This window comes from Streptosporangium fragile (genome assembly GCF_039534445.1).
GTDB lineage: Bacteria > Actinomycetota > Actinomycetes > Streptosporangiales > Streptosporangiaceae > Streptosporangium > Streptosporangium fragile.
Genome location: NZ_BAAAVI010000009.1, coordinates 117,214 through 129,104 on the forward strand (window position 1 = coordinate 117,214; position 11,891 = coordinate 129,104).

Genomic DNA, 11,891 nt, shown 5'->3' on the forward strand with positions numbered 1-11,891 from the left:
GTTCCCGGCCGGGCGGCGTTCAGGCCGGGACGAGATGAAGTCGGCCGCAGGCCCGCTGGAACTGCTGGGCCGGATCACCCAGATAGGACCAGGGCAGCCGGCTGACCCTGCCCCCGGTCCGCATGAGGTGCCCGCGTGCGGGTCGGCGCAGGTCGGCCAGGTAGAAGGCGGCCCCGAAGACGTTGTGCGCCTCCACCGCCCGCGGGTGCGCCTCGCGGCCCAGCCATCGGCCGGCGTGCGCGACGACCTCGCGCAGCGCCTCGTCCGAGAACCAGCCGCCCCGCGATATCGGGGAGCGCTCGGCGGCGACCTGCTCGAAGTGGGCCAGCGGGAGCAGGGCGTGGATCGGATCGCCGTCGTACGCCCGCGCCGCGGCGGCCCTGGCGAACTCCAGCATCTCCTGGGCGCTGCCGCCCCAGGCGGGCGAGAGCGTCATGAGGCGGGCGACATTGGCCGGGAAGAGCGTCGGATGGCGCCGGGCGGCCTCGTACCAGACGGCGTCCTTCTCCTGGCGGGGCCGGTCGAGACCCAGACAGAGCCAGATCATCGACTCCCAGGGCGCCGGGTCGGCCGGGGCGAGCGCCGCCGCGGTCAGCAGAGGCTGCCGGGCGGATTCCATGGCCGCGTGGAAGGCCTGCAGGCGCTGTGCCTGCACCGCCCGAGCCCGGACATCCGGTTTGACCGCCCAGGCCTCCTCGATGCGGGTGCGCCCCAGCCAGAGCCAGAGATCGGGGTTGGCCCGATCGTGGACCGCCAGCGCCTCGATGCTGCTGCTGTGGCCCACGGCGGCCTTGGCCAGCGCCTCCACCCGGAGCACACGCCGCTCCGGGTCACCGCGAGCGGCGCCCAGCACGACCGTGCCCGCCTCGAACACCTTCCGGTGCACGGCGACGACCGCGTCATCGAGCACCGCATCCGCCCACGGACGATCGACGATCACCCGCAGCCCCCGGGCGCGAGTCCTGTCCACTCCGGCCACACCCATGAGGCGCGAGCCTAAAAGGCCGCCGCACATGCCGTGCTACCGGGCTGTTACGGACGTGTTAACGACAGAGGACCCCCACCGGGCGGTGCGGGCCCTCTGCCAGGACCTCAGTCGAGGTAGTCGCGCAGGACCTGCGACCGGGACGGGTGACGGAGCTTGGACATGGTCTTGGACTCGATCTGCCGGATGCGCTCGCGCGTCACCCCGTAGACCTTGCCGATCTCGTCCAGGGTCTTCGGCTGGCCGTCGGTCAGGCCGAAGCGCATGGAGACCACGCCCGCCTCCCGCTCGGACAGGGTGTCCAGCACCGAGTGGAGCTGCTCCTGCAGGAGCGTGAAGCTGACCGCGTCGGCGGGGACGATCGCCTCGGAGTCTTCGATGAGGTCACCGAACTCGCTGTCGCCCTCCTCGCCCAGCGGGGTGTGCAGGGAGATCGGCTCGCGACCGTACTTCTGGACCTCGACGACCTTCTCCGGGGTCATGTCGAGCTCGCGGGCCAGTTCCTCGGGGGTGGGCTCGCGGCCCAGGTCCTGGAGCATCTGGCGCTGGACGCGGGCCAGCTTGTTGATCACTTCGACCATGTGGACCGGGATGCGGATGGTCCGCGCCTGGTCGGCCATGGCCCGGGTGATCGCCTGCCGGATCCACCACGTGGCGTACGTGGAGAACTTGTAACCCTTGGTGTAGTCGAACTTCTCGACGGCGCGGATCAGACCGAGGTTGCCCTCCTGGATCAGGTCCAGGAAGAGCATGCCGCGGCCGGTGTAGCGCTTGGCCAGTGAGACCACGAGACGGAGGTTGGCCTCCAGCAGGTGGTTCTTGGCCCGGCGGCCGTCCTCGGCGATCCACTCCAGCTCGGCGCGGACGTCGACCGGGAGCTTCTCGCCGTCGGTGCCGAGCTGCTCCTCGGCGAACAGGCCGGCCTCGATGCGCTTGGCCAGCTCGACCTCCTGCTCGGCGTTGAGCAGGGGGACCTTGCCGATCTGCTTGAGGTAGTCCTTGACCGGGTCGGCGGTGGCGCCGGCGGCGGCGACCTGCGGCACCGGGGCGTCGTCGTCGTCATCGGAGAGGATGAGGACCTCGTCCTCGTTGATCTCGACGGACTCGGCCTTGGGCTCCTCCTCGGCCTCGATCTCGGCCTCGGCCTCCACCTCGACCTCGACCTCGACCTCGACGGACTCCAGGTCGAAGTCCTCGATCTCGACGTCTTCGAGGTCGATGTCCTCGTCGTCATCGGCGACGACCGGCTTCGGCTTGAGCTCGGGCGCGGGAGCGGGCGCGGGGACGACGGCCTCCGGCCCGGCCTTCTTCGGCGGGGCGGGGACCGGCTTCTTGGCGGCCGGGGCGGCCTTCTTGACCGGAGCCGCCGGCTTGGGGGCCGTCGGCTTCTTGGCGGCGGGCGCCGGCTCGGAGCCGCCGACGACCGCGGTGACGGTCTCCGGCTGTTCCTTGGCCGCGGCGGCGGTCTTGGTCTTCCTGACGGTGGTGGGAGCAGCGGGGGTAGTGCGGCGTTTGGCGGAAGTGCGGGACTTCTTAGGGGCCGCGGAGTCCTCAGCGGTCAGCCGTACGGTGATGCCCTCTTTGCTGAGGCTGCGCAGGATCCCAGCGACCTGCGCCATCGGAATGTCCGCTTCCTCGACGGCCTTGCGGACATCCTCGGACTCGAGGAACCCCTGCGAGCGTCCCCGCTCCATCAGCTGCTGAATGACGGGCTCGTTCAGCTCGGATGGCTTCGAGCGAGTCGAACTTGCAGGCGACACGAACACCTCTCGAAGGAAAGCGTGACGAGAATGGACCCAGATGCCCAACTAGGGGCGGTTACCTCTAGTTGTGATTAGCGAGGCCGCGCGGACCGCGACGCACCTGCCCAGCATTGTGGCATGACACCGTGATCCATACGGCCGCCTCCTGGCGGTTGACCTCCACCCTAGGCCGACCGAGAGAGTAGTGCGTACGGAAGCGAGGCACCGATACCCGAAAGCAACCCTTATGACTGTTTCATTCAGTCACTCTTCGTGGCGGCGGGAACGTGAATCGCGAGCACCGTGACGTCGTCGTCCTGCTCATATCCGGACAGCATGCGGTCTACGAGGAAATCTAGCAACATGTGCGGGCTCGCGACGACTTCGGGTGGCGCTTCGGTCACAACAGAGCAAAGATCGGCGAGACCGGCGTCCAACCCGCGCTTCCGGTTCTCCACCAGACCGTCCGAGTACAAAACGGCGGTGTGACCCGGCGGGACGCAGAACCGGAACTGCCTGCGGCTGGTCGGCCAGCCCAGCGGGGTGCCCGGCTCGCCCTCGACCAGCAGCGGCACGCCCTGCGGCGAGACCAGCAGGGGCGGCGGGTGACCCGCGAGCGCCAGCGTGCCCTCCCCGGTGCCGGGCTCGACCACCATGTAGGCCAGGGTCGTGACCTGCTCCTCCTCTTCGGTGGCCTCGAAGACCCGGTCCAGGCCGGTGAGGACCGCCGCGGGCGGCGGGTTGGTCAGCGCCAGGGCCCGCATGGCGTTGCGGATGCGGCCCATCCCGGCCGCGGCCTTGACGCCCTTGCCCATGACGTCGCCGACCACCGCCGCGACCCGGCCGTCCTGGAGCACGAACGCGTCGTACCAGTCGCCGCCGACCTGCACGTGGCGGCTGCCGGAGCGGAACCGCTGGGCGAGCACCAGGCCGCGGACCACCGGCAGGCGGTCCGGCAGCAGGCTGCGCTGGAGCGTCTCGGCGGTGCGGTGCTCGCGCTCGAACAGGGTGGCCCGCTCCACGGCGAGGGCGCACTGCCCGGCGAGCGCCTCCAGGAACACCCCGTCTTCTTGGGAGATTTTTTGCGGGCGGGTGAAGGAGAAGCGCAGTGCCCCGAGCGCGCGCCCGGCGGCCAGCAGCGGCAGGCCCACCCAGGCCCGCTCGTCGCTGTGGGCGAGAAAGTCCGTGATGACCTCCTCGTCGCCTCCGGCGTCGACCAGCTGCGACCGCAGGCTCTCCGGCGACTCGGCGAAGACCGGGCGCCTGCTGTTGACGGCCATGGTCATCACGCTGGAGTGGGACAGCGGGATCTCCTCGCCGGGCGCGCCCGGGATGTCGGGGATCCCGCCGTTGTTGACGAGCTTGAGAACGGCCCGGTCGACGTCGAGCAGCGCCACGGCCGACCGGTCGGCGGCCAGGGCCGTACGCCCCACGTCGATGATGACCTGGACGACCTGCTCGACCGTGAGCGCCTCGGCGAGGATCGCGGTGGCGCCCTGCAGGCGCGCGGTGCGCAGGGCCGCGGCGCCGAGCTGGTCGGTCAGGCGGCCACGCATCTCCTCGGCCTCACGCTGCGGGGTGACGTCGGTGTTGGCGCCCACCCACTCCACCACCCGCCCGTGCCGGATGATCGGCACGGCGCGCACCTCGAAGTGGCGGTAACCGCTGGCCCGGGTGCGGACCCGGTAACTCCACTCGAACATCGTCCGGCCGCGCAGAGCCTCGCGCCACGCCTCCTCGGTGTGCGGGCGGTCGTCGGGGTGGACGGCCTCCAGCCAGCCGTGGGCGAGGTACTCCTCCAGACCCTGGCCGGTGATGGCGCGCCACTGCGGCGCGTCCTCGAGGACGACGCCGTTGGGCGCGGTGATCCACACGAGCTGGGACTGGGCCTCGACCAGCGAGCGGTAGCGCTCCTCGCTGCGCCGCAGGTCCTCCTCGACCTGCTTGCTCCCGGTGACGTCGACGCCCACCAGGCAGACCGCGCGCAGGACGCCGTCGTCGTCGTGGACCGGGGAGAAGGTCAGCGACCAGTGGTGGGTCCGGCCGTCGTCGGTGCGCACGCGGATCCGCTGGTCGCCATCGACCTCGGCCTCCTCGATGATGCCGCGGACGCAGCTCTCGATGAGCGCGGTGAGGTCGGCGGAGAGCACATCGCCGGGAGCCCGGCCGACCAGCTGGTCGACGGGGAAACCGACCAGGTCGGCGAAGACCTCGTCGACCCGCTGGAAACGGCCCTCGGGATCGAGGAACGCGAAGGCGAACGGCGACTGCGACAGCAGGCCCTGCAGCAGGCCGGAGTCTGAGATGTCCACACCCGACTCCCGGGGACGGGGCACGGAGGTTTCGGCGCTCATGGTCGGCACCTCCGTCGCGTGCCAGGGTCTCCCACGAGGCACATCTCCAAACTTGCGAATTGGCGTAGCGCGGCTCCGGGGGACCGGACCCTGCAGTACATCATCGGCGATGGGCAGGTGCGGACGGAAGCCCCGCCCAGGATGCGGTCCGCCCATCCCGCGAACGACCCTGGTCCGGTGGCCGGGATCCGCACGGTAGCGCGTGGGCCGGCCCACGCGGGCGCCGACCGGCCGGCATGGCGCCTTCGAACGTTTGCGGCCAGGACCCTAGCAGGATCGGACCGGACCGTCCGGGCAACCGCGCACCTCGTCTTCGTCAGGGCCTCGGGCGAGATCGGGTCACCGGCCCGTCGCCCGTCTGGCTTTCCCTTCGGCCACACCCGCTTACTCCCGAGTTGAAGCTTTCGGTCAAGACATGGGGTCAGCTTTCCATATCACAGGTCTGAGGGTTGACACTCACGAGATAAGTTGTGGAATGAGAACGCACATCCCCGCCGACCATCCGGGGGATGACCCCCCGGAAAAACCGGAGGAATGCGAAATCCATGCCCACTCTTGCCACACACCGCCTCACCCGCCCGCCGAGGACATTCCACGAGCCCGTGAGCGCCCGCCTGTCCGCCGAGTTCCTGACCGTTCCCGTGGAGACCGTGGACAGATGTGTGGCGGAGGTGCGGGCCTGCGCCGAACACCTCGGCATCAAGCCGACACCCGAGGTCGTCGAGCGTGTCGCCCGTGAGCGTCTGCTCGCCCTTGTGAACTCCGCGCCGCCGCCCCGTAGTCCCCGGTAACATCGGGGGCACCCGGCCGTCTTCTACGCACCGTTTGGCCCGGGAATGCGAGAAGGTCGGGACGTGAGCGAGCGAAGCGAGCGGGCCAGCCAGCGCGCCGGGACCGGCCGCGGCGATTTCACGCGCCGGCCGGGGGAGGCTGAGACCGCGTGAGCCGGCGACACCGTCGAGACCCCCGGGAGAGCCAGTCCCCCGACGCGGTCTTCTCCGAGATGCTGATCGCCGCCCGGGAACTGCTGGCCGTGCGCAGCCCCCTCGACGCCGAGCTCATGGTCTCCGACATGGTCGGAGCCTGGTGGGGGCGCCGCCTGCGAGACGGGGACGCCGAGCAGGTCCTCGGCGAGGGCCTGGTCGACTACGCGGCCAAGGCCGGCTCCCCGGCGGCCCTCACCCTGCTGATCGCGCTGGCCTACCTCGGCACCGCCCGCCAGGCCGCCAAAGCGGAGGGCGCGGCCCTGGCCCTGATGGAGCGCGGCGTGGCCAGACCCCTGTGGGCGGAGCGGCTGGGCGCGGTCAAGCCGACCGGCTGCTACGTCTCCCGCGACGCCTACGGCGACCAGGACACCGTGGTGTGCACCTTCGCCTACCGGGGCTCCGACAGCGGCGAGGACCGCCACGCGCTGGTCGTGATCGTCGACTACAACATGCGGGGCATCGCCCGCGACGCCTGGGTCTCCTCGCACGTCGACAAGCTGCTGGAGCAGGCCAGGGCCGAGGCCGAGGGCAACCGGATGCTCGTGTTCGGCGAGATCGAGCCGGAACAGGCCAGGGCGCTCCTGGAGTCGGCGATGAAGGCCACCGTGGAGTACGGCCACCGCCGGGTCGCGGCGCCCGTCAGCGACAGCTACAGCGCCTACCACGCCTTCGCCAGGGCCCGCATCAAGGCGCTGCCGCCCGGCCGCAAGCGCCCGGCCCCGCTGCACAGCGAGGCGCCCTACAGCCGCGACCGCCGGGCGATGCTGGCCGCCGAGTTCCTCGCCTCGGACGCGGCCGAGCACCTGTCGGACCCGTCGGCCGCCTCCCGGTGCGCCGACCACATCATCGACTACGGCTGTGACCAGGATTTCGGACGCCCATTGCGGGTAAGTCCGACGAAGTGCGAGACATTCCTCCTTGACTGGCTGCCGCGCAAGGTGATGCTCAACGCCGCCGAGCAGGAGGCGGTGCCACACGTGCTGGGCGCGTGGGCACGCTTCGCCGCGGGCCGGACCGGGCTGCCGGAGGAGGGCCTGCGCGCCACGCTCGACGCGATCTGGGAGGCGACGGGCAAGTTCGCCGAGGCCTACCGGGACCCGACGGCCTTCGGAGTCGACCGGGCCCTGCTCGACCGGCTGCTGCCGGACGGCGACCTGTCGGCGCTGGCCCGGCGGGTGTTCGCCTTCCCCTTCCTGGAGGGCACGCACGGCGAGATCAAACTCGACCTGCTCAACCCGGCCGACGACACCGACCGCCGGATCCTGCTGGGCATCGACCACGGCCACGAGTTCAACCGGCCCGACTACGACGAGCACCTGGCCTGGCACGAGGAGATCGCCGGGCGGCTCTGGGAGGGCGACCCGCCGCAGCTCTGGGAGGCCGCCCAGCGGCTGCTGGACCTCGGCCACGACCGCCACGACGTGCTGCACGTGCTGATCGAGATCATCGAGCGGATCGGCGACGACCCCGAGGAACTGGCCATCGCCCTTGATGACATCGCGGATATTCCGGACGAGCCCCCTGTGTAGGTGAGCCATGGTGATCGATCTCAACGCCGACCTGGGCGAGGGTTTCGGCGTCTGGCGGCTGGGTGACGACGAGGCCCTCCTCGACGTGGTCACCAGCGCGAACATCGCCTGCGGGTTCCACGCCGGTGACCCGCTGACCATCCGCCGCACGTGCGCGGCGGCGGTCGACCGGGGCGTGGCGATCGGCGCCCAGGTGTCCTACCGCGACCTCGTCGGGTTCGGCCGCCGCGAGATGGACGTCGACGCGGAGGAGCTCTGCGCCGAGGTGCTGTACCAGGTGGGGGCGGTCGACGGCATCGCCAGGGCGATGGGCGGCCGGGTCTCCTACGTCAAGCCGCACGGCGCGCTGTACAACCGGATCTGCCGCGACCCCGAGCAGGCCGAGGCCGTCGTGGCCGCGGTCGCCGACTACGACCGCGACCTGCCGGTGCTGACCCTGCCCGGCTCGGTCGTCCACGAGATCGCCGCCCGGGAGGGGGTCACCACCGTCGTCGAGGCCTTCGCCGACCGCGCCTACACCGGGGCGGGCACGCTGGTCTCGCGCCGCTTCCCCGACGCGGTGCTGCACGACCCCGGCACGGTCGCCGCCCGAGCCGTGCGCATGGCGACCGACCGGCTGGTCGACGCGGTCGACGGCACCCAGGTCACCGTGGACGCGCGCTCGATCTGCGTGCACGGCGACACCCAGGGCGCCGTGGCGCTGGCCCGGGCCGTCCGCGAGGGCCTGGTCGCCGCCGGGGTGACCCTGAAGTCCTTCACCTGAGACCCCACCGTGACCGGCGACGACATCGGGACGGCGACCCACGGGCCGCTCCGCGAGAACGCGGCGGGCGGGCCGGAGAACCCCCCGCGCGGTCCGGGCCCGGCGGGCGAGGGCTCCGCGCGGGCGGGGAAGCATGCGGGGCCGGGCGGGGATCCCGCGCGGGCGGGGGAACACGGGGTGCCGGGCGAGGGCTCCGCGGCCGTCCGGCGGGCCGGGGAGCACGGGCTGCTGGTGGAGACCGGGTCGCTGGAGGTCTCGCACCGACTGGACGCCCTGCTGAGGTCCGACCGCCCCGCCGGGGTGGTGGAGATCGTGCCCGGCCCCGCGACCGTGCTCGTCACCGCGCCGGACACCGAGATGTCCCGCCTGCGCGCGCTGCTCTCCCGGCTGCTGGACGCGGCGCGCGACGGCGGGCCGGGCGGCGGGACGACGGCCCGGACGGTGACCGTACCGGTGATCTACGACGGTGCCGACCTCCACGACGTGGCCGCCCTGTGCGGGCTCTCCGCCGGGGAGGTGGTCGCCCGGCACACCCGGCGGGAGCTGGTGGTGGGCTGGCTGGGGTTCGCGCCCGGGTTCGCCTACCTCACCGGACTCGACCCGGTGCTGCACGTGCCACGGCTGGACACCCCCAGGACCGCGGTGCCCGCCGGCGCGGTGGCGGTCGCCGGCCCCTACTCCGCGATCTACCCCTCGGCCTCCCCCGGCGGATGGCGGCTGCTCGGCCGCTCCCCCATGACGGTCTGGGACGCGGCCGCCGACCCGCCCGCCCTGCTCACCCCGGGCACCCGGGTGCGTTTCCAGGAGGTCTCCGGCCCATGATCGAGGTGATCGTGCCGGGGCCGTACGCCACCGTCCAGGACCTCGGCCGGCCGGGATACGGCCATCTCGGGGTGCCCCGCTCCGGCGCCGCCGACGCGCCCAGCCTGCGGCTGGCCAACCGCCTGGTGGGCAACCCGGAGGGCGCCGCCGGGGTGGAACTGACCTTCGGCGGAGCCAGGCTGCGCTTCACCGCCGGAGCCTGGGCGGTCGTCACGGGGGCGGCCTGCGGGCTGGAGCTCGCCGGGACCGGTGGGAGGGGCACGGCGGCGCCCGCGATGTGCGCGCCGTTCTGGGTGCCCGTGGGCGGCGAACTGCGCGTGGGGACGCCCTCCTCCGGGCTGCGGACCTACGTGGCGGTCCGGGGCGGCATCGACACGCCCGTCACGATGGGCAGCCGGTCGACCGACTCGCTCTCCGGCCTCGGCCCCGCCCCGCTCCGCCCCGGCGCGACGCTCCCCGTGGGCCCCACCGGAGCGCTGCCACCGATCACCGTGGACGCCGCCCCGCAGCCGACCCCCGTCTCGGACGTCCTGCACGTCCTGCCGGGACCCCGGGACGACTGGTTCGTCCCCGACGCCCTCGCGGTGCTGTGCGCCGGGCCGTACGAGGTCAGCCCGAACAGCAACCGGGTGGGCGTGCGGCTGCGCGGGGCCGGCCTGGAGCGGGCCCGCGGGGGGGAGCTGCCGAGCGAGGGCATGGTGGCCGGAGCCGTCCAGGTGCCGCCCGGCGGCCAGCCGATCGTCTTCCTCGCCGACCACCCGCCGACCGGCGGCTATCCGGTCATCGCCGTCCTGACCGCCGCCTCCCTCGCCGGGGCCGCCCAGCTCCGCCCCGGCGACCGGGTCCGCTTCCGCCGCGACTGACCCGCCCAGCCCGGCGACCCGATCCGCTTCCGCCGCGACCGACCGGCCCGGGGGCGGCTCCGGTCCGGGGCCGCGCGGGCGGGGCGGTCGCTCCGGGCCGGGGAGTCCGGGCGGGTCACCCGATGAAGCCGATGTCCTGGTAACGCAGGTCGTAGAAACCCCGGGCGCCGAGGTTGGCGACCGTCTCCTTGACCGCGACGTTCTGCGGGCGCTGGTAGAGGGTGACCACGTTCACCGCCTCCCAGATGAGCTTGTCGGCGGCGTTGGTGGCGGCGACGGCCCGGGCGGCGTCGAGGTCGGCGGTCGCCCTGTCCATGGCGGCGTCGATCTCCGGGGAGCCGATACGGCCGAGGTTGGCGTTCCACTGCCTGGTGCCGTCCGCGCCGCGGGTGGCGTCGACGTACTGACCGTAGGCGCTGGAGACCGGGAAGGGCGTGCCCATGTACGCGAACGCGGTGATGTCGTAGTTGCCGGGAATGATGTATTTCGTGAAGTAGTCGTCGCCGGGCACCGCCTGGAGGGTGACCTTGACGCCGATCCTGGCGAGCATGCTCTGGACCAACTCGGCCTCGGACTTGGTGAGCTGCAGCCCGGACGGCATGACGAAACGCAGGACCAGCTCCCTCCCGCCCTTTCTGCGGGTCTGGCCCGCCGGCAGCCAGCCGGCGGCGTCCAGCAGTCTCCGGGCCCGGTCGGGGTCGTGGGTGCCGACCTCCCCGGCGTTGTCCCGGTAGCCCTCCTGGGTGTTCATGAAGAAGTGGTTGTTCAGCAGGACGATCGGCCAGTCGAGGCCCTGCAGGTCGGACTGGGCGATGGCCTGGCGGTCGATGCCCATCGCGACGGCCCGGCGGACCCGAGGATCGGAGAGCACGGCGCTCTCGCCGTTCATGGTGATCTGCCGGAAGTCGGGACCGGCCGCCTGGCGCACGACGGCGCCCGGGGTGCTCTTGGCCCGCGCGTAGTCGGGCGCGGACGGACCGATGTCGAAGATGTCGAGCTCACCGTTGCTGAAGGCGCCGACGAGCGCGTCGCTCTCCAGCGTGCGAAAGATGATCTGGTCCAGTTTGGCCCGGTCGCCCCACCAGGCGTCGTCCCTCTCGATGGTGACGGTCTTGGCGGTCGGGTCGAAGGCGACGAACGCGAACGGACCGGCGGTGACCGGAATCCGGTTCAACCAGGCGGTGTTGAACGCCTCCGGGGTGGCGTTGGTGGACTCGGGGTACAGCGGGGAGAACAGCGACTGCCAGTCGCCGAAGGGCTTGGCGAAGGTGATCACGACCTGGTGGTCGTCCCTGCCCCGGGCGACGCTCCGGATGTCCTGGTAGCCGGTGGTGCCGGCGACCCGGTAGCGGGTGTCGCGGCCGCTCATCGCCCGCCACTGGGCGCGGTAGTCCCTCCAGGTGATCGGCCTGCCGTCGGACCACCGGGCCCGCGGGTTGAGCGTCAGCGTGACGACCTGCCGGGGTGAGGTCGCCGTGACCTCACCCCGGGACAGGTAGTCGGCGTTGACGGTGATCTCTCCCTTCTCGTTGGAACGGAAGGGCGAGGGCATGAGCGCGTCGACGACCTTCTTGACCGTCTCCAGGTTGCCGTCGACGTGGTTGCGGTTCCAGTTGGCCGGATACTCGTTGAGGCCCCAGCGGAGCACCCCGCCGTCCCCGATCCGGTCACGGGCGACCGGGTTGATGTCGTACGCCTTGATCGCCGAGGCCGCACCGGCCCCGGCCGGCGCCCCGTTCCCGCCGCCCACGTCCTGCCCGCAGCCGGTCAGGGCCGGTGCGACGGCCACGGCCAGCGCGACGGCGAGCGCGCCCGCGCGCCGGATTGCTCTCACTGTTCCTCCCGGG

9 protein-coding genes are annotated in these 11,891 nt (G+C 72.2%); 5 read left to right on the forward strand and 4 right to left on the reverse strand.

Annotation, left to right across the window (positions count from 1 at the left end):
• Positions 1–19: 19 nt before the first annotated feature.
• The 3 genes from ABD841_RS08655 to ABD841_RS08665 form a co-directional block, all read right to left on the reverse strand.
• Positions 20–985, reverse strand: coding sequence for a hypothetical protein (locus tag ABD841_RS08655; protein ID WP_344969574.1), 966 nt, complete (start codon positions 983–985; stop codon positions 20–22).
• 107 nt (positions 986–1,092) lie between these two features.
• Positions 1,093–2,745, reverse strand: coding sequence for an RNA polymerase sigma factor (locus ABD841_RS08660; RefSeq protein WP_344969575.1), 1,653 nt, complete (start codon positions 2,743–2,745; stop codon positions 1,093–1,095).
• Positions 2,746–2,987: 242 nt separating this feature from the next.
• Positions 2,988–5,081: a SpoIIE family protein phosphatase gene (locus tag ABD841_RS08665; protein WP_344969577.1), complete on the reverse strand. Its 2,094-nt coding sequence runs from the start codon at positions 5,079–5,081 to the stop codon at positions 2,988–2,990.
• Positions 5,082–5,626: 545 nt separating this feature from the next.
• Between ABD841_RS08665 and ABD841_RS08670 the strand changes: the two genes are divergently transcribed.
• From ABD841_RS08670 to ABD841_RS08690, 5 genes are all read left to right on the forward strand, one after another.
• Positions 5,627–5,872: a hypothetical protein gene (locus ABD841_RS08670; RefSeq protein ID WP_344969579.1), complete on the forward strand. Its 246-nt coding sequence runs from the start codon at positions 5,627–5,629 to the stop codon at positions 5,870–5,872.
• 212 nt (positions 5,873–6,084) lie between these two features.
• Positions 6,085–7,596: a hypothetical protein gene (locus ABD841_RS08675; RefSeq protein ID WP_344969635.1), complete on the forward strand. Its 1,512-nt coding sequence runs from the start codon at positions 6,085–6,087 to the stop codon at positions 7,594–7,596.
• Between the two features lie 7 nt (positions 7,597–7,603).
• Entirely contained in the window at positions 7,604–8,359 is a 756-nt protein-coding gene (locus ABD841_RS08680; RefSeq protein WP_344969580.1) for a LamB/YcsF family protein, read from the forward strand.
• A gap of 9 nt (positions 8,360–8,368) precedes the next feature.
• Positions 8,369–9,181: a 5-oxoprolinase subunit B family protein gene (locus tag ABD841_RS08685; RefSeq protein WP_344969582.1), complete on the forward strand. Its 813-nt coding sequence runs from the start codon at positions 8,369–8,371 to the stop codon at positions 9,179–9,181.
• Positions 9,178–10,044: a 5-oxoprolinase subunit C family protein gene (locus ABD841_RS08690; protein ID WP_344969584.1), complete on the forward strand. Its 867-nt coding sequence runs from the start codon at positions 9,178–9,180 to the stop codon at positions 10,042–10,044. Before ABD841_RS08685 ends, ABD841_RS08690 begins: the two co-directional genes overlap by 4 nt.
• Before the next feature lie 115 nt (positions 10,045–10,159).
• Here the strand turns inward: ABD841_RS08690 and ABD841_RS08695 are convergent, their stop codons facing one another.
• A complete protein-coding gene (locus tag ABD841_RS08695) occupies positions 10,160–11,878 on the reverse strand; it encodes an ABC transporter family substrate-binding protein (protein ID WP_344969585.1) in 1,719 nt (572 codons plus the stop codon).
• Positions 11,879–11,891: the final 13 nt, after the last annotated feature.

Excerpts from the sequence above, each read along its gene's own strand:
- ABD841_RS08665 (WP_344969577.1), bottom strand. The coding sequence starts at position 5,081 with ATGAGCGCCGAAACCTCCGTGCCCCGTCCCCGGGAGTCGGGTGTGGAC.
- ABD841_RS08690 (WP_344969584.1), top strand. The coding sequence starts at position 9,178 with ATGATCGAGGTGATCGTGCCGGGGCCGTACGCCACCGTCCAGGACCTC.
- ABD841_RS08655 (WP_344969574.1), bottom strand. The coding sequence starts at position 985 with ATGGGTGTGGCCGGAGTGGACAGGACTCGCGCCCGGGGGCTGCGGGTG.
- ABD841_RS08670 (WP_344969579.1), top strand. The coding sequence starts at position 5,627 with ATGCCCACTCTTGCCACACACCGCCTCACCCGCCCGCCGAGGACATTC.
- ABD841_RS08675 (WP_344969635.1), top strand. The coding sequence starts at position 6,085 with ATGCTGATCGCCGCCCGGGAACTGCTGGCCGTGCGCAGCCCCCTCGAC.
- ABD841_RS08680 (WP_344969580.1), top strand. The coding sequence starts at position 7,604 with ATGGTGATCGATCTCAACGCCGACCTGGGCGAGGGTTTCGGCGTCTGG.